Consider the following 16,202-nt stretch of genomic DNA (forward strand, 5'->3'; position numbering starts at 1 on the left):
CGGCCCTTGAAATCAATCGATCGGATACAGCTCTACCACTGCATCGGCAGACCTTTCCAGCGCATCGCGCACTTTCTGACGGCGACTTCGGGCATACAGGGACTGATTGAAGACGAAAACGTCCGAGTTACGCTGCACGTCCAGCGACACCGAGTTCCAGTTGAAGAACAGGACATTGCCAACGGTCAGGTCAGTCTTCAGTTCCACTGCGCCAACCGCGAGCACAATCACGCCATCGGCACTCTCTCGGCAGCCTCCGACCATGGCCCGACCGCCGCCCAGAGGCTTGGTGGAGTTGTAGTTGAACAGTTGTAGCGGCTCGTCTTTTTCGCTGAGTTTTTCGACCGCAGCATCTGCAATTTCCAGCAACTGAGGTGCTCCCACCGCACCGACACCGGCGGCATACAGCGACTTCGCCAGGATTTGCATGACGATCTGGTCCAACGTCAGTACACGTTCGCGACGGGAGTAACTGCTGTAGGCCGCGTCTTGCGACGTCCAATGCATGACGCGGGTCATGACCTCGCGAAAGACCTGATACCACTTGCCAGGCTCCTCGGTAGAGCTGTGACGCCGGTCTGCGGCAAGGGTGGCGTACGAGTAGCTGTCGAGTACATCGTCCTTCGCTTGCTGGCTCATGCCCTCCACGAAACCAATGATGCCCGCACCGGACACTGCGGCGCCTGCTGGGACGATGGCCTCGGACGCAGGCAGGTCGACCGAGCGAGCGTCGCGGATCGATTCCAGCGGCGGCACGTTCATCACATGCTGAATAAATGCATCGTTTTTCATTTCCAAATCCTTTTGGGGTAAATGTCCTCACTGGACGAGGAACACCTTAACGCACATCGGCAGGCACGTTTGGCGGTCATTCGGGGGCCGAGGCCGTTACGTTTGCTAATGAAAATAGGACGCGCCATTCAATCGCGGTTACGGCAGAGCAGAGCAAACGAGGCTTTGACCGGCACTCGGGACTTTGCCTACAACTCGAGGTAACGGTCGCGCGATGTTCGATGTGCCGAGGGGGATGTATCGCTTTGCGAGAGTGGACATTTCCGGAGTTTCTGAAGAACCTTCCTACCCGGAACGATGGAAACTCGGACAACGAGTTCCCAACGAGCCTACATGGCGATCACCGCGCGGGTTTGGCGCCATACCAACGCGGGGTGTACACCCACTGCCCTCCCTCGGCGCGAGGAAAGATCGTGGTCAGCGACGAACCAATCAGCACCATGGTGCGCATGTCCACCTGTTCTGGAGCCAGTTCGCCCAGGGTGATGACCTGCAAGGTCTGCCCCGGACGCCCGATATCCCGGCCCAGCGTGACCGGAGTTTCAGGTGTTCGATGCTGGCGGACGATTTTCAGCGCGCGCCCCAACTGCCAAGGACGAGAGCGAGAAATCGGGTTGTAGAACGCCAGCGCCAGATCGGCCTGGCAGGCCAGGTCCAGACGCTTTTCAATGATGTCCCAAGGCTTGAGATTGTCGGAAAGCGACATCACGCAAAAGTCATGACCCAGCGGAGCGCCCGCCTGCGCCGCTGTCGCCAGCGAAGCGGAAACCCCCGGCAGGATTTCAAGATCCACCGCATGCCACTGCGGATTGTCCGACTCGTGCAGCGCTTCGAGCACCGCAGCCGCCATGGCGAAGACGCCTGGATCGCCCGACGAAACGACGACGACCGAACGCCCTTGAGCGGCCAGTTCAAAAGCATGACGGGCACGCTGCATTTCTTCGCGGTTGTCAGTGCAGTGCAGCACTTGATCCGACCTGAAAGGCCCGGCCATGCGCACGTAGGTTTCATAACCCAGCACATCGTTGGCCCGCGCCAGTTCGGCTTTCACGGCAGGGATCATGAATTCGATAGCGCCCGGCCCTAGACCGATCACGGCCAGACGCCCGCGCCCTCGTCCTACCCGCTCGATATCCAGCGGCTGAGGCGCCACAGCGATGGCGATTCCCTCGACAGGCGTGATTGGGGGCAACGACTGCGGCAGGACCTGTTGCGCCATTTCGCTGGGTACAGCGTGCGTCGTGAAACGCACTGGCACGCCCAGCGCCTCAGCGGCGGCCTGCAGCGCAGGGCTGGCCATGTCGCGCTCACTGGCCAGCAAGCAGGCAAGCGCCTGTAGGGCGATGCGTGAATCATGCAGCGTGGCACGCACGACATCGGCCAGATTTTCCAGCGATGCATCCACTGCAACCAACACGTTGCGCGGGTAAATCAGCAACTCATTGGCAGAGGGTTCGCGTTCGGCGTAACCCACATGAATCGCCAGTTGCGCTTGATCGTCCTCAAGCAATTGCGCCTGAGCGAGCCAAGGCGCAGCCCCCTCGATACGTACAGGCTCGCCTGAAAGCAGATCGGATACGAAGCGCTTGCCCAGCTCCAGGTCGCCCAACGCATAACCGCTGGGCGGATTGAGCAGGCAGGTGCCAAAACGCAGCTCACCACTGGTCGTGATCGCCGCTGCGGTGTTCAAACCGGCAGCGATCTCTCGGGCCATGATATTCACGCCACCCAGCCCCCCCAACAGCGGCACGACCGCGCTGCCGTCTTCAGCGACCGCGAGCACAGGCGGTTCGGCACCTTTTTCGAGCAGCACAGGTGCCAGCGTGCGAATGACGATACCCGCTGCACAAAGAGCAATGATCGGGGTGTCCTGTTGATAAAGCTGACGCAGTGTCGCGCCGAATTCGGAATAGCTGCGATCCGCCCCCTCAACACGCTCGGCCAGCCCATGAATCAGCGCATCCGGGTACAGGTGCTGAATTCGGCGAGCGGTACTCAGTGCGCCTTTGCCGAGGATAACGATGGCGGGCGTTTTGAAGTTCGAAGCGCCCATCAGCCTTGCCACCTTTCGCCTGGAACGATGATCAGAGAGAAGTACGGCGAAGACATCGGATCGACCTCCGCCAGCGGCACGATCTTCTGATTGGCCATGGTCGCCCGCTCGACGTACAGCGCGCGCTCGGCAAGGCCCGTTTCCACCAGCACCTGACGCACTTTCGGCAGGTTGCGCCCCAGCTTCATGATGACGGCCGCATCGGCATCCTCCAGCTTGCGCTTGAGTTCGTCCGCCGACAGCACACCCGACAGCACCGACAGGCTCTGATTGCGATACACCAGCGGCGCGCCCAGCACCGAGGCACCGCCCAACATCGAGCAAACGCCCGGCACCACTTCGGCCTCGTAACGTTCGGCGAGGCGGTCGTGCAGGTACATGTAGGAGCCGTAGAAGAACGGGTCCCCTTCGCAGATGACTGCCACATCGCGGCCTGCGTCCAGATGTGCCGCGACATCCAGGCTGGCGGTGTCATAGAAATCGCTGATGATCTGCTCGTAGGACATCGGCTCGGGCAGCACCTCGGTGGTGACCGGGTACACCAACGGCATCAGCGTTTGAGCATCTTGCAGGTGCGCCTCGATGATGCCGAAGGCGTTGCCCTTTTTGCCCTTGGCGACGAAATACGCCACCACAGGGGACTCGCGCAGCAGGCGCAAGGCTTTGACCGTAATCAGTTCGGGATCACCGGGACCGACACCAAGACCAATGAGACGACCGCGAACCTGCATCATTCGATCTCCGTGGCGAGAGCATTGACCGCTGCCGCAGCCATGGCACTGCCGCCACGACGGCCCTGCATGATCACGTACGGCACGCCACGGCTGTCAGCCGCGAGCATGTCCTTGGATTCAGCGGCGCCGACAAATCCCACCGGGAAGCCGAGAATCAGCGCAGGTTTGGGTGCACCCGCGTCGAGCATTTCCAAGAGATAGAACAACGCGGTCGGCGCATTGCCGATCACCACCACAGCGCCTTCCAGATGGGGTCGCCACAGCTCCAGCGCGGCCGCAGAGCGGGTGTTGCCCAACTCACGCGCGAGGTCCGGCACGCTTTCGTTTTTCAGGGTGCAAATAACCTGATTGTTGGCAGGCAAACGGGCGCGGGTCACGCCTTCAGCCACCATGTGCGCGTCACACAGGATCGGAGCCCCCTTGGCCAGCGCCTGACGCCCGGCAGTCCCGGCGCCCGGCGAGAAACGCAGCCCCTCGACCGCATCGACCATGCCGCAGGCGTGAATCACCCGTACAGCCAGTTTTTCCAGATCGGCAGGAATGGTGTCGAGCCGCGCTTCGGCGCGAATGATCGCGAAGGAGTTGCGATAGATTTCCTGGCCGTCGCGGATGTAATCAATCATCGGTGTTGCTCCGTGAGTCGGCGGTCAACAACGCACCGACTGCTTCAATAGTGAGGTCACGCTCACGCAACTCGCCGAAACCCGGCTGGTCTACGCGGCGAAAATACAGGTCGTACTGGCCAGCGCTCACCGCCAGCAAGGTGATCGGCGCAGCGTGGGCGGCTGCGCAGGACCGATTACAGCCCGACAGGTGCACAGCTTGGGTTACACCCTGTTGTTGCAGGTACTCCGCCAGTTGCAGCGCGTCGGCCTTGGTGTCGGCCAGCCCTTTGCCACAGGCCGCCGAGCCGGTGCAGGCTATGATGTGCGATAGCGCCTGATCGGCATCGCACAACAGCCCGGCCGCTTGCAGACTGTCGAGGACGAGCGAGGCATTTTCACGGCTCACGTTGCGCAGCATCAGGCTTTGCCATGGCGTCATTACCAATGTGCCGTCACCCCGCTCAACGGCAAGCCTCGCCGCGTTGCGCAACATGGACGGCGTCAAACGCCCCAAAGGCACGACACCGCCGATTGAAATCAGCGCGGGCTGACGTTGTGGATAAGTGCCGATGTGGGCGCTTGGCTTCGTCGGCTTGCGTCGTGAAGTGGTGATGGTTCGACCGATTCGCAGCGTGTGCGGCAGGCGCTGGGCCAGGAGATCAAGCAGTGCTTCCAAAGGCAGGTTTTGCAGCAGATGACGCATGCGCGCCTGATCAGGCCGGGCGTGGTCAAGGAACAGCTCCAAGACCGCGACCATGAGATCGTGGCCTGCCTCCACCGGCACCGCCGCCAGTGGCGAATCAGTGCCAGGACATCCCGCCAGACCGAAACCCAGCCATGTCTGGCCCTCGATATCGAGGGCTGACAGCCATAGATCATGGGGATGATCGAGCATCGCCAAACCTTCACCGGCGTCCAGCGACAGTGCGAATTTGGGCGACAACTCATGGAAGCGAGGGTGGTTTTCCAGCGTGTCGAGCATCCGGGCCGCCAGCGGGCGAGCATCGAACAACTGCTGCGGATCGATGCCCGCTGTGGGGCTGAGCATCAGATTGCGCACGTCGTCGCTGGCCGGATTCCTCGGGCCTAGCCCTGCATCAAGCAGGGTCGCGATCAGGCCCTGATGATCCTGACCGATCCCTCGAATCTGCAGATTGCCGCGGTTGGTCGCCTCGATCACACCGCCCGCGAATTGCTCGGCCGCGTCCGCGACCGCCAGCGCCTGCTGCGCCGTAATCACCCCGCCCGGCAGCTTGATCCGGCAAATCCCGCCATCCAGCGCCGGGACGATACGCAACAACCCCGGACAAGCCGAGGGACGTATGGGCGCAGCAGGGATTCGAGCGGACAGCGGCTCGGCCAAAGGGTCACCTGATGTGAGCGGAATGAAGGGGCAGAAGGCGGGTTCTGCGAGGCCGGTATTATGCCTGCTTTGGCCGGGGGCGGGAAAAGGCGGTTGGTCGGATGTGCTCGCAATGACTGCGCAAACACCCCGCACGGTTTAACGCCTACCCCCTACCGTGGCAGATATCCCACACCCTCGTCGGACTCAACCGGCGCCCCTTACTTCCTCTATCTGATCGATTGGCGCGGCCTTGAACCTTAAATTGCCGCTACGGCTGACACGCCCGTTTTTAATCCCCCCTGAAACAAAAGGATTTTTATGGCTATTCCTGCATACCTCTGGCTCAAGGACGATGGCGGAGCAGAAATCAAAGGTTCAGTGGATATCAACCAAAGAGAAGGCAGCATTGAAATTCTGGGCTTCGGCCATGGCGTATTCCTGCCAACGGATCCCGCCACCGGAAAAGTCATGGGTAAGCGCAAGCACTCGGCACTCACCTTTGAGAAAGAGTTCGACATTTCCAGCCCCTATCTCTACAAGGCCGTTTCGACGGGCCAGACATTAAAATCGGCTGAGATCAAGTGGTACAACATCGACGATGCGGGCCAGGAGGTTGAGTACTTCAACATGCTGCTCGAAGGCGTAAAGGTCACCGCGGTTGCACCGATGATGCATGACTGTAAAAACCCTGCGACCGAAAAGCATAACCATCTTGAAGCTATTTCCCTATGCTATGAAAAAATCACCTGGAAGCACTGCGACGGGAACATTATTTATTCTGATGCCTGGAATGAACGATGATCCGGTGTTTGTTTCGGTTGAACGGCGAAGGGATGTCGACGCTGGTGTGTCCTGGGGTGGGATTTTTTCCTGCGTATTCGGGGCAGGCGGGTTCTACGAGGAATAATCCGGATGATATGGCGATTCAAGAGATTGGACCGTTACCCACGGGGAGGTATTACATTGTAGATAGGCCAAAAGGTGGAACGCTAGGCTGGTTCCGGGACTATCGCGACTCCATCTGGAGTGGATCAGATCGTGATCTATGGTTCGGCCTCTTCAAAGATGATTCTCAACTTGATGACCAAACCTTTGTTGACAGCGTCCGACGTGGTGAATTTCGACTCCACCCTGCTGGATACCGTGGAATCTCTATGGGGTGCATAACCCTTCCTGACCACTGTAACTACGCCACATTGCGAAACGCACTACTTGCCACTACTCCAATGAATATAAGGCCAACACTAACAGCATACGGAACGGTACAGGTGTACTAATGAAACCTTTAAATTTCGCGCTCACTTGGGCGCTTTTTCTATTATCCTTTCTAGTGTTCGCGGCTTTAACCTTTGGCTTCCTCTCTGACACCTTCCTATGGGAATCATTAGCAAGCTTACCATTCATGTTAGCCGAAGAAAAAACCAAGGACATGATCTACAGCCTGACCGCGCTTTGTATCGGCGTAGCTTTCAATATTATTTTTATGCGGATCATATTAACACCCAACAGAAAAATGCCTCATAACAAAACCGCGCCACTTCCCTCAAACGGGAGCAAGCCAGACAAAAAAACACTATCACGTTCAAGATTTATCACACTATGGCTGCTATACCTCATGCCCTACGTTGTTTTTTTCATAATCATTTTGTCACTCTTCCCCGAATGGTGGATATGGGAGTTAACCTTAAACACTTACGACTTCATAAAAGATCCTCTATGGGACTATTTATATGAAGGTTTTATCGCAGTACTCGCTCTGCTAGCGAATACCCTTTTTGTCTATTTCAGTCTAAGCCTGCTCAACAGGCGGCGTGCGTCAAGCCAGCAGGTTAAACTATAGAGACACGCGCCGTTAGTCGCCCTCGAAACTGTCGTAAGGTTAACCACGCGGACGACGAGCCATCACTCTCGCGCTATCATGCCCACCTTATACACAGGCCACCCAAACAGGCCTGTCGCAAGCATTGGGTCTGAGGGCAATACATGTCGCCGTGGCTGACAGTCGTGGGAATCGGTGAGGACGGCTTCAAGGGGCTGGGTCGCAATGCGCGGCATGCGCTGTTGCAGGCGCGTCAGGTGTTCGGCAGTTCGCGCCAACTGGATCTTTTGCCGCCGTGCATTCGCGCCGAACGTCGGCAATGGCCGAGTCCGTTTTCCCTGCATTCGGTGCTTGAGCAGCGCGGCGAGTCCATTTGTGTGATTGCCAGTGGCGATCCGATGCTGTTCGGCGTCGGGGTCAGCCTCTCGCGCCAAGTGCCGGTCGAGCAGATGCGCGTGATTCCCGCCCCCTCTTCCTATTCCTTGGCCGCCGCTCGACTGGGCTGGGCGTTGCAGGATGTGGTGACGCTGTCGGTGGTCGCGCGGCCCTTGGCAGCACTGAATGCGCAGCTGCATCACGGCCTGCGGTTGTTGGTGCTGAGCAACGATGGCAGCAGTCCAGCGGCCATCGCTTCCTTGCTGCGCGAGCGTGGATTTGGGCCCAGCCATATGACCGTGCTGGAGCACCTCGGTGGCCCCTCCGAGCGTCGCGTGGATGGCGTTGCCAGCGAATGGTCGAATCCAGAAATTGCAGCCCTGAATCTGGTGGCCATCGACTGCCGCGCCGAGCCAGACACGTTGCGTCTGTCGCCCCTCGGCGGTCTGCCCGATGATGCGTTTCGCCACGACGGCCAACTGACCAAACGTGATGTACGCGCCATCACCCTCGCCCGCCTTGCCCCCGTGCCTGGCGAGTTACTGTGGGACGTCGGCGCCGGTTGCGGCTCAATCGGCATCGAATGGATGCGCGCCCATCCGACTTGTCGCGCGCTGGCCATCGAAGCCAACGAAGAGCGCCAACAAATGATCGAATTTAACCGCGATGCGCTGGGCGTACCGGGCCTGCAACTGGTGCGTGGCCGAGCCCCGGATGCGCTTGAAGGGCTGGAGCCGCCCGATGCGATTTTCATTGGCGGCGGCGTGACGCGCAGTGGCGTGCTGGATCGTTGCTGGGAGCAACTACGCTCGGGCGGCCGACTGGTGGCCAATGCCGTGACGCTGCAAAGCGAGGCCATGTTGGTGAACTGGCGCGAGCAGCATGGCGGAGAGCTGACACGCATTCACATCGCGCACTCCAAACCCTTGGGCAAATTCGACACCTGGCGTCAGGCCCTGCCCATCACCCTGCTCGAAGCGATCAAGCCCTGATGCGCGAAGAAACCGCCGAGCAACCCGCCCCCCTGCGCAGCGGCCTGACCACAGGCAGTTGCGCCACCGCGACATCGCTTGCCGCCGCACGCCTGTTGTTGCGAGGCGAGGTGAACGATGCCATTCACATCACGCTGCCCAAGGGCAAACAGGTGCAGATGCGGCTGGAGTTTTGTCGCTTGGTCGAAGGCGGTGCAGAGGCGGGGACGATCAAAGATGCTGGGGATGACCCGGACGTCACCCACGGCGCGCTGCTGTATTCACAGGTGGCTTTGATTGTCGAACCCGGCGTGCAGTTCGTTGCTGGAACGGGAGTAGGCACCGTCACCCGACCGGGACTGGTATTAGGCGTCGGGGAGCCTGCGATCAACCCCGTGCCACGACGCATGATGACCGAGCACCTTACGCAATTGGCTGCCGAATGCGGCTACGCGGGCGGCTTCGAAGTGAAAGTGTGCGTAGAGAACGGCAGCGAGCTGGCGCTCAAGACCATGAACCCGCGTCTGGGGATTCTCGGCGGTCTGTCGATTCTGGGGACCAGCGGCATCGTCCGGCCCTTCTCTTGCGCCGCATACATTGCCTCGATTCATCAGGGCATCGATGTCGCGAAAACCAACGGCTACACCCACATTGCTGCCTGCACCGGCAACGCCAGCGAAGACACCATGCGCAGGGTCTACAACCTGCCCGACATCGCGTTGATCGAGATGGGGGATTTTGTCGGCGCCGTCCTCAAGCACCTGCGCAAAGTGCCTGTGGATAAACTCAGCCTGTGCGGTGGCTTCGGCAAGATCAGCAAACTCGCCGCCGGGCATATGGACCTGCACAGCCGCCACTCCAGCATCAATCTGGAACAACTGGCGCAATGGGCCGCAGATGTCGGCGCCGATGCTGACCTGCAAGAGAAGATTCGCGGCGCCAACACCAGCCAGCAAGCTCTTGCGATGGCGTCGGCAGTCGGCGTGGCGTTGGGCGATGCGGTCTGTCAGCACGCCCTGGATTTCGCCCGCAGCGTGGTGCCTGCTCAGGTGCAGGTCGAGGTCTTCGCCATTGACCGCCAAGGCGGAATCGTTGGCCACGCCGGAGCATTCGAATGAAGCGGATTTTGTTGCTGGGCGGTGTTAACGAAGCGCTGGCCATCGCGCGCACACTTGGGCCTGAGCACATATACAGCCTCGCGGGCGTGGGTCGGGTGCCCACTGACTTGCGTTGCCAAGTGCGCGTCGGTGGTTACGGTGGGACTGAGGGGCTGGCGCAATTCGTGCGAGATGAAGGCGTTGATCTAATCCTTGACGCGACTCACCCCTACGCCGCACAGATCAGCCAGAACGCCGCCACTGCCGCCAAACTCGCAGGCATCCCCTGCTGGGCCTTGCGTCGTCCTGCGTGGCAAGCCACCCCTGAAGACGATTGGCGCGAAGTGTCGGACTGGGCCGAACTCATCACCGCCCTGGCACCGTTCAAACGACCGCTGTTCACCTTGGGTCGCGAACCTTTGCAACACCTGCACGAAATCCCCGAACACCAGTTCTGGACGCTGCGCGCCCTCGACAGCTATCCCGGAAACGAACGATGTGAAGTCATCGGCGCCAGGGGGCCGTTTCAGCTTGAGGATGAACGGGCTTTGTTCGAACGCAAAAACATTGATGTGCTGATCAGCAAGAACAGCGGCAGTGGGGCGACTGAACCCAAGCTGGAGGTGGCTCGGGAGCGGGGGGTGCCGGTGTTGGTGTTGAAGCGGCCGGTGCTGGCGGGGGTGGATCGGGAGTTTTTCGCTATGAGAGACATTCTTGGTGCATTGCAGGATTCTTTCTCATAGCGCTGCCACATCAGGCTAAGTCGCCACCGCCCTGCAGAAAGTTCTGACCACATTGGCTTAGGCCGTCCGACTTCGGAAAAGTATCCTACGAGATACATTCTCCGTATGATTTTTCTCGAACGCTCCATTTCATTCTCAAGATGGCTGAAGTCCCTGAAAGACAAGACCGGACAACAACGAATCTTTGCGCGCCTTGACGCTGCCCAAGAAGGTCATTTTGGAGATTGCCAACCTGTTGGCGGCAGCGTTTTCGAGATGCGCATACACTATGGGCCGGGATATCGAATCTATTTCACCCGACGTGGCGACGTCACCTATCTACTGCTCATTGGCGGCGACAAGTCGACTCAGGCACGGGACATCGATCAGGCCAAGGAAATGGCGAAAAACCTCGGCAAGAGGACATAAGCATGAAAGTCAATGAAGAATTCAAACCCTACGACGTAGCTGAGTATCTGGAAACCCCTGAGGACATGGTGGGTTACCTGAACGCCTGCCTTGAAGAAGATCAGGGCGACGGCGTTCTCGTCAGCAAAGCGCTGGGAAATATCGCCCGCGCCTACGGCATGACCCAGATCGCTAACGAAACAGGGCTGGGAAGAGAAAGCCTATACAAAGCTCTAGGTGCCAACGGAAACCCGGAATTCGCGACGATAATGAAAGTGATCAAGGCGCTAGGCCTCAAGCTGCACGCCTCTACAGACTAATCAACTCTCGCCAGCCTACGTACTTGTGCCCTGTGAGGTGTAAATGGCCGCCACACGCTGCTGCAAAAAACGATAAAAGAGAGAGCTCAAAAAGACCCTGAGTTTGTGCGGGGTTTGCTGAGCGAAGCGGCATTGTTATCTCAAAGCGGTGAATCCGAAGCTGCAAAAATCATCCTCCGGGACCTGTTCAACGCAAAGCGGACGAGCATCGACGAAATCACACCCGCAACATAACGCCGCACCAACACTTTTTACATCTCACGGCCATTCAGGCTAAATGGCCGACATGAAACCACAACAATCCTCCCTCATCAGTCACAAGCGGCGCCGGGCCTTCGCCTGGATTGCCTGCTTTGCGCTGCTGTTCGGCATGCTGGCAATGCCCATGACGCCGACGATGCCGCGCACGCAGGGGGAGCAACTGGTGTGGGGAAGTTTTTGTACCGGCCAAGGCACGCAGTGGGTGGCGACGTCCATCGCGCCTGCCGATCAAGGCACACCTGAGCGCAACGACCATGCGTTGATGCAACACTGCCCGTGCTGTTCCGGGGCGCTGTCGATGGTCGCCGTGCCATCGGGCAATCAGCTCGGTTTCCTGGTCTTCATTCAGCCCGTCCATCTACTGGACGCCGACCTGCTGTTCCACGCGCCACCAAGGGTGCTGTGGCCCAATCTCAACCCCCGCGCCTCCCCACGGGTCTGATCGTTCGTTCACGCTGCACGCCGCGTATCTGAATGGATTGGAGACCCCCGTCGATGTTGAAAAAAGTTCTGTTGCTGGCAGCACTGCTGCTGCCTGCCTGCTATGTTGAAGCTCATGAGTATGCAAAAGGCCATCTAGCAATCGCCCACCCTTGGTCGATGGAGTTGCCGCCGAATGCGCCCACGGTTGCGGCGTATTTCGTGATCAGCAATGCAGGCCCTGATGCCGATCGTCTGACCGGTGTCGACAGCCCCATTGCAGGCACCGCTCAATTGCACGAGCACGTGAACAGAGACGGCCTGATGAAGATGCAGCAGGTGCAGACGGTGGACATTCCGGCTGGCGGCGCAGTGACGTTCGCGCCGATGGCTTACCACGTCATGCTGCTGGATCTGAAAGACCGCTCGAAGCTGACGAACGGCCAGATGTTCCCGCTGACCCTGCACTTCGAGAAAACCGGCGACGTGACGGTCCAGGTCATGGTGCAGAAACAGGCACCGGACGCAGCCCCCGTACACGCTCATTGACTGGCCTCTGACCGTCGAAGCTGACCCCACGTGAAGCGCATGCCTGCGGTACACGCTCATTCTGCCAACGCACCTCGTACATCGTCGGGTGCGTGGTTGAGCCTGTTCGCCATGGTGATGATTTTCATCGGCCCGCTGGTTTCCCAGTCGATGCCGATGGAACATCACGCAGGCATGTCGATGTCTGCGCCTATGTCGAGCGAAATGGACATGTCCGCGCCCATGGACATGTCGGCAGCAGATCACAGCAACCACCACGCCGCATCGAACCAAGCGAGCAGCGACGCAGGCGGCATCGATCATGTGATCTGGGCCAAGTGCGGCTATTGCACCCTGCTGTTCAGTTGCCCCGCGCTGACGCAGACGCTAGCGGTCATTGCCCCCGTCCCGCCGAAGCCCGCAGACTTCTACAACGCAGCCCCGCAACAGGGCCACGCGCAACGCAACGTCTTCCCCAACGCCCGCAGTCGCGCCCCGCCTTTCGCCTCCGTCGCTTGATACCTCAATAAAGATTCGTACCCGCTGATGCCCTTTCGTCGTCAGCGTTTTGCGCCGTGCTTATTCCCTGACGGGAGCGTTTCACTATGTCCAAAACCAACGTGTCGTTCTACAACCTGGCGTGGCGCTGGCATTTCTATGCCGGGCTGTTCGTGGCGCCCTTCATGATCCTGTTGTCGCTGACCGGGATCGTTTACCTGTTCAAACCCCAGCTCGATTCGCTGATGTACCGCGATCTGCTGACCGTCAAACCCGCCCACCACCTGCTCAGCGCCGATGAACAACAGCAACGGGTGCTGGAGGCGTATCCGAAGGTCTTGATCAGCAAATACTTGCCGCCCGTGAATGCCGAGAGCAGCGCGCAATTCGTAGTGAAACAAGACGGGCGTGATGTGAACCTGTTCATCGATCCGTACAGCGGCAAAATCCTCGGCACCCAGGACGCCAAGAACAATTTGCAAGCCATGGCCCGCGCCCTGCACGGCGAGTTGATGATTGGCACCGTGGGCGACCGGCTGGTCGAACTGGCGGCGGGCTGGGGCGTCGTGCTGGTGGTGTCAGGTCTTTATCTCTGGTGGCCACGGGGACGTTCCTCGGCAGGGGTGCTTTTTCCAAGAATCTCGGCGAAAGGCCGCGTGCTGTGGCGTGATCTGCATGCCGTGACCGGTTTCTGGGGTTCGGTGGCGCTGCTGTTCATGCTGCTCAGTGGCATGACCTGGACGGGCATGTGGGGCAAGGTCTACGCCGATGTCTGGAACACCTTTCCGGCGGCGATGTGGAATGACGTGCCCAAGTCCGACAAACAGGCCAGCGAACTGAACACGGCTGCCGTGCAAACCGTGCCTTGGGCAATGGAAAACACACCGATGCCGGTGTCGTCCGGCGATCACGCCGAACACATGAACCATGGCGCGATGTCCAGTGCGCCTGCCGCACCGACTGTCACGTTGCAGCGAGTGGTGGATATCGCCAGAGAGCGCAACATCGAACCTGGCTACAGCATCACGCAACCGAAAACGGCCGATGGCGTGTTCACGGTTTCAGTGTTTGCTGACGATCCGCGCGACGACGCGACGCTGCACGTCGATCAATACAGCGGCAAGGTGCTGGCAGACGTGCGCTACACCGATTACAGCGCTGTTTCCAAGGCAACCGAGCTGGGCGTGATGCTGCATGAGGGCAAGATGTTCGGCTGGCTGAACCAGTTGATCATCCTGTTCATCTGCCTGATGGTGCTGCTCAGTTCTGTGAGCGGCATCGTGATCTGGTGGAAGCGTCGCCCACAAAGTGGCTGGGGCGTTCCACCGCTGCGTCATGACCTTCCCCGCTGGAAAATCGCGACAGTTGTGATGCTGGCACTGGGCGTTGCCTTTCCGCTCGTCGGGATTTCCATGCTGGCAGTATGGTTGCTCGATCGGATAGCCCTTTCGCGCTTTGCCAAATCGGCGGCGACAGCTTAGATTGCGTCCTGCGGGGCCTGAAATCATTTTTGAGTGGTTTAGTGATGAATTCCTCCTCATTTCCGGTTTCAGGCCCCGTTCTTTCCTTTTTCTGAAAATACAGCTTTCCCGACGACACTCTTCCTTGTGGGAGCCAGCTTGCTGGCGAATGCGAGCTGCCTGCGACGAATGAGCTGACTGTCCCGCCGCTTTCGTCGGAACGCCGCCCGCACCAAGGCGGCTCCCACAGATGTCATGCATACGCCCTTTCATGTGAAAACCTGTCGGGCACGTCAGCTTTCCGCACCAGATCAGCGCGCAGCGCGCACCACTCAACCCACCCCACCCCATATTGGTGCACGCCCTCTTCGTAGCGCGACGCTTTCATTCGATTTTGCGACCCCTGCCGCCTTGGCCCAGCCTTTGCTAAAGCCTGAGTAGCCTCAACTTCTGCATCGCCAACCGCAGTCGTCTCAAAAAAATCAAAGAATGGAGCTAGCCAATGAAGCGTCGCAGTTTGATTAAAGCGTTCACCTTGTCCGCATCGATCGCCGCTATGGGTTTGACCTGGACCGTCCAGGCCGCCGAGACCATCAAGGTCGGCATTCTGCATTCTTTGTCCGGCACCATGGCCATCTCCGAGACCTCGCTCAAGGACATGGCGTTGATGACCATCGACGAAATCAACGCCAAGGGTGGCGTCAATGGCAAAAAGCTGGAAGCCGTGGTTGTCGACCCTGCCTCCAACTGGCCGCTGTTCGCCGAGAAGGCGCGCCAACTGCTGACCCAGGACAAGGTGTCTGTGGTGTTCGGCTGCTGGACGTCGGTATCGCGTAAATCGGTATTGCCAGTCTTCGAAGAGCTGAACGGCCTGCTGTTCTATCCCGTTCAGTATGAAGGCGAAGAGATGTCGCCGAACGTGTTCTACACCGGCGCGGCGCCTAACCAGCAGGCGATTCCTGCGGTCGAATACCTGATGAGCGAAGACGGCGGCGCGGCCAAGCGCTTCTTCCTGCTGGGCACCGACTACGTCTACCCGCGCACCACCAACAAGATTCTGCGCTCGTTCCTGCACTCCAAAGGCGTGAAGGACAGCGATATCGAAGAGGTGTACACCCCGTTCGGCCACAGCGACTACCAAACCATCGTGGCCAACATCAAGAAGTTCTCCGCTGGCGGCAAGACGGCTGTGATCTCCACCGTCAACGGCGACTCCAACGTGCCGTTCTACAAGGAACTGGGCAACCAGGGCCTGAAAGCCACCGACGTTCCGGTCGTGGCTTTCTCGGTGGGCGAAGAAGAACTGCGCGGCGTCGACACCAAGCCGCTGGTGGGCAACCTGGCCGCCTGGAACTACTTCGAGTCGGTGAAGAACCCGGTCAACACCAAGTTCGTCAATGACTGGAAAGCCTACGCCAAGGCGCACAACCTGCCGAACGCTGACAAGGCGGTGACCAACGACCCGATGGAAGCCACCTACGTGGGTATCCACATGTGGGCGCAGGCGGTCGAGAAAGCCAAGTCTACCGATGTGGATAAAGTCCGCGAGGCCATGGCCGGTCAGACCTTCGCTGCGCCGTCGGGCTTCACCCTGGAAATGGACAAGACCAACCACCACCTGCACAAGCCGGTGATGATCGGCGAGATCAAGGCCGACGGTCAGTTCAACGTGGTCTGGAAAACCAAGGAGCCGATCCGCGCCCAGCCGTGGAGTCCGTTCATTCCGGGCAACGACAAGAAGCCTGACTATGCGGTGAAGAGCAACTAAGCGAACACAGGCACACAGCCCCTGAT

General features: G+C 59.3%; 18 protein-coding genes. 13 read left to right on the forward strand and 5 right to left on the reverse strand.

Going from position 1 to position 16,202, the window contains the following annotated elements; translation table 11 throughout:
- Positions 1-12 precede the first annotated feature (12 nt).
- The 5 genes from ACI5GA_RS12825 to cobG form a co-directional block, all read right to left on the reverse strand.
- On the reverse strand, positions 13-792 hold the full coding sequence (locus ACI5GA_RS12825) for a hypothetical protein (protein WP_421422938.1): 780 nt from the start codon (positions 790-792) through the stop codon (positions 13-15).
- 340 nt (positions 793-1,132) lie between these two features.
- Positions 1,133-2,845: a precorrin-3B C(17)-methyltransferase gene (gene cobJ / locus ACI5GA_RS12830; protein ID WP_421422939.1), complete on the reverse strand. Its 1,713-nt coding sequence runs from the start codon at positions 2,843-2,845 to the stop codon at positions 1,133-1,135.
- The gene (locus ACI5GA_RS12835; RefSeq protein ID WP_404634110.1) at positions 2,845-3,579 is read right to left on the reverse strand and encodes a precorrin-2 C(20)-methyltransferase; all 735 of its coding nucleotides are present in this window, start codon (positions 3,577-3,579) and stop codon (positions 2,845-2,847) included. Before ACI5GA_RS12835 ends, cobJ begins: the two co-directional genes overlap by 1 nt.
- On the reverse strand, positions 3,576-4,202 hold the full coding sequence (locus ACI5GA_RS12840; protein ID WP_404634112.1) for a precorrin-8X methylmutase: 627 nt from the start codon (positions 4,200-4,202) through the stop codon (positions 3,576-3,578). The genes ACI5GA_RS12835 and ACI5GA_RS12840 overlap by 4 nt, the downstream gene beginning before the upstream one ends.
- On the reverse strand, positions 4,195-5,547 hold the full coding sequence (gene cobG, locus ACI5GA_RS12845; protein ID WP_421422940.1) for a precorrin-3B synthase: 1,353 nt from the start codon (positions 5,545-5,547) through the stop codon (positions 4,195-4,197). Before cobG ends, ACI5GA_RS12840 begins: the two co-directional genes overlap by 8 nt.
- 300 nt (positions 5,548-5,847) lie before the next feature.
- Here cobG and ACI5GA_RS12850 point away from each other — a divergent pair, with 300 nt between their 5' ends.
- The 13 genes from ACI5GA_RS12850 to urtA all read left to right on the forward strand — a co-directional run bounded on the left by ACI5GA_RS12850 (position 5,848) and on the right by urtA (position 16,176).
- The gene (locus tag ACI5GA_RS12850; protein WP_421422941.1) at positions 5,848-6,330 is read left to right on the forward strand and encodes an Hcp family type VI secretion system effector; all 483 of its coding nucleotides are present in this window, start codon (positions 5,848-5,850) and stop codon (positions 6,328-6,330) included.
- Between the two features lie 32 nt (positions 6,331-6,362).
- Entirely contained in the window at positions 6,363-6,806 is a 444-nt protein-coding gene (locus tag ACI5GA_RS12855; protein ID WP_421422942.1) for a DUF2778 domain-containing protein, read from the forward strand.
- A complete protein-coding gene (locus ACI5GA_RS12860) occupies positions 6,806-7,369 on the forward strand; it encodes a hypothetical protein (protein ID WP_421422943.1) in 564 nt (187 codons plus the stop codon). Before ACI5GA_RS12855 ends, ACI5GA_RS12860 begins: the two co-directional genes overlap by 1 nt.
- A 143-nt stretch (positions 7,370-7,512) precedes the next feature.
- Positions 7,513-8,715 carry a precorrin-6y C5,15-methyltransferase (decarboxylating) subunit CbiE gene (gene cbiE, locus ACI5GA_RS12865; RefSeq protein WP_421422944.1) on the forward strand — a complete coding sequence of 401 codons (1,203 nt, stop codon included), beginning with the start codon at positions 7,513-7,515 and terminating at the stop codon, positions 8,713-8,715.
- Entirely contained in the window at positions 8,715-9,812 is a 1,098-nt protein-coding gene (locus ACI5GA_RS12870; RefSeq protein WP_421422945.1) for a cobalt-precorrin-5B (C(1))-methyltransferase, read from the forward strand. Before cbiE ends, ACI5GA_RS12870 begins: the two co-directional genes overlap by 1 nt.
- Positions 9,809-10,534: a cobalt-precorrin-6A reductase gene (locus ACI5GA_RS12875; protein WP_421422946.1), complete on the forward strand. Its 726-nt coding sequence runs from the start codon at positions 9,809-9,811 to the stop codon at positions 10,532-10,534. Before ACI5GA_RS12870 ends, ACI5GA_RS12875 begins: the two co-directional genes overlap by 4 nt.
- A 105-nt stretch (positions 10,535-10,639) precedes the next feature.
- Positions 10,640-10,942 (forward strand): type II toxin-antitoxin system RelE/ParE family toxin, encoded by a 303-nt coding sequence (locus tag ACI5GA_RS12880; protein ID WP_404634126.1) that lies wholly within the window; start codon positions 10,640-10,642, stop codon positions 10,940-10,942.
- Between the two features lie 2 nt (positions 10,943-10,944).
- Positions 10,945-11,241, forward strand: a complete 297-nt coding sequence (locus ACI5GA_RS12885; protein ID WP_404634128.1) for an addiction module antidote protein — start codon at positions 10,945-10,947, stop codon at positions 11,239-11,241.
- Positions 11,242-11,527: 286 nt separating this feature from the next.
- On the forward strand, positions 11,528-11,944 hold the full coding sequence (locus tag ACI5GA_RS12890) for a DUF2946 domain-containing protein (protein ID WP_421422947.1): 417 nt from the start codon (positions 11,528-11,530) through the stop codon (positions 11,942-11,944).
- 53 nt (positions 11,945-11,997) lie between these two features.
- Positions 11,998-12,471: a copper chaperone PCu(A)C gene (locus ACI5GA_RS12895; protein WP_421422948.1), complete on the forward strand. Its 474-nt coding sequence runs from the start codon at positions 11,998-12,000 to the stop codon at positions 12,469-12,471.
- Between the two features lie 39 nt (positions 12,472-12,510).
- Complete coding sequence (locus ACI5GA_RS12900; protein WP_404634136.1) at positions 12,511-12,969, forward strand: DUF2946 domain-containing protein; 459 nt, start codon at positions 12,511-12,513, stop codon at positions 12,967-12,969.
- An 86-nt stretch (positions 12,970-13,055) separates the two neighbouring features.
- Positions 13,056-14,429: a PepSY-associated TM helix domain-containing protein gene (locus ACI5GA_RS12905; RefSeq protein ID WP_421422949.1), complete on the forward strand. Its 1,374-nt coding sequence runs from the start codon at positions 13,056-13,058 to the stop codon at positions 14,427-14,429.
- 481 nt (positions 14,430-14,910) lie between these two features.
- Positions 14,911-16,176: an urea ABC transporter substrate-binding protein gene (urtA, locus tag ACI5GA_RS12910; protein WP_404634140.1), complete on the forward strand. Its 1,266-nt coding sequence runs from the start codon at positions 14,911-14,913 to the stop codon at positions 16,174-16,176.
- The last annotated feature ends 26 nt before the right edge of the window (positions 16,177-16,202 follow it).

The organism is Pseudomonas sp. Pseu.R1, assembly GCF_045764065.1.
GTDB lineage: Bacteria > Pseudomonadota > Gammaproteobacteria > Pseudomonadales > Pseudomonadaceae > Aquipseudomonas.

What these genes read in the sequence shown, in the direction of transcription:
- cobJ (WP_421422939.1), bottom strand. Translation starts at nt 2,845, where the DNA reads ATGGGCGCTTCGAACTTCAAAACGCCCGCCATCGTTATCCTCGGCAAA.
- ACI5GA_RS12900 (WP_404634136.1), top strand. Translation starts at nt 12,511, where the DNA reads ATGCCTGCGGTACACGCTCATTCTGCCAACGCACCTCGTACATCGTCG.
- ACI5GA_RS12850 (WP_421422941.1), top strand. Translation starts at nt 5,848, where the DNA reads ATGGCTATTCCTGCATACCTCTGGCTCAAGGACGATGGCGGAGCAGAA.
- ACI5GA_RS12855 (WP_421422942.1), top strand. Translation starts at nt 6,363, where the DNA reads ATGTCGACGCTGGTGTGTCCTGGGGTGGGATTTTTTCCTGCGTATTCG.
- ACI5GA_RS12825 (WP_421422938.1), bottom strand. Translation starts at nt 792, where the DNA reads ATGAAAAACGATGCATTTATTCAGCATGTGATGAACGTGCCGCCGCTG.
- urtA (WP_404634140.1), top strand. Translation starts at nt 14,911, where the DNA reads ATGAAGCGTCGCAGTTTGATTAAAGCGTTCACCTTGTCCGCATCGATC.
- ACI5GA_RS12905 (WP_421422949.1), top strand. Translation starts at nt 13,056, where the DNA reads ATGTCCAAAACCAACGTGTCGTTCTACAACCTGGCGTGGCGCTGGCAT.
- cbiE (WP_421422944.1), top strand. Translation starts at nt 7,513, where the DNA reads ATGTCGCCGTGGCTGACAGTCGTGGGAATCGGTGAGGACGGCTTCAAG.
- ACI5GA_RS12835 (WP_404634110.1), bottom strand. Translation starts at nt 3,579, where the DNA reads ATGATGCAGGTTCGCGGTCGTCTCATTGGTCTTGGTGTCGGTCCCGGT.
- ACI5GA_RS12870 (WP_421422945.1), top strand. Translation starts at nt 8,715, where the DNA reads ATGCGCGAAGAAACCGCCGAGCAACCCGCCCCCCTGCGCAGCGGCCTG.
- ACI5GA_RS12885 (WP_404634128.1), top strand. Translation starts at nt 10,945, where the DNA reads ATGAAAGTCAATGAAGAATTCAAACCCTACGACGTAGCTGAGTATCTG.
- ACI5GA_RS12890 (WP_421422947.1), top strand. Translation starts at nt 11,528, where the DNA reads ATGAAACCACAACAATCCTCCCTCATCAGTCACAAGCGGCGCCGGGCC.
- ACI5GA_RS12895 (WP_421422948.1), top strand. Translation starts at nt 11,998, where the DNA reads ATGTTGAAAAAAGTTCTGTTGCTGGCAGCACTGCTGCTGCCTGCCTGC.
- ACI5GA_RS12840 (WP_404634112.1), bottom strand. Translation starts at nt 4,202, where the DNA reads ATGATTGATTACATCCGCGACGGCCAGGAAATCTATCGCAACTCCTTC.
- ACI5GA_RS12860 (WP_421422943.1), top strand. Translation starts at nt 6,806, where the DNA reads ATGAAACCTTTAAATTTCGCGCTCACTTGGGCGCTTTTTCTATTATCC.
- ACI5GA_RS12880 (WP_404634126.1), top strand. Translation starts at nt 10,640, where the DNA reads ATGATTTTTCTCGAACGCTCCATTTCATTCTCAAGATGGCTGAAGTCC.
- ACI5GA_RS12875 (WP_421422946.1), top strand. Translation starts at nt 9,809, where the DNA reads ATGAAGCGGATTTTGTTGCTGGGCGGTGTTAACGAAGCGCTGGCCATC.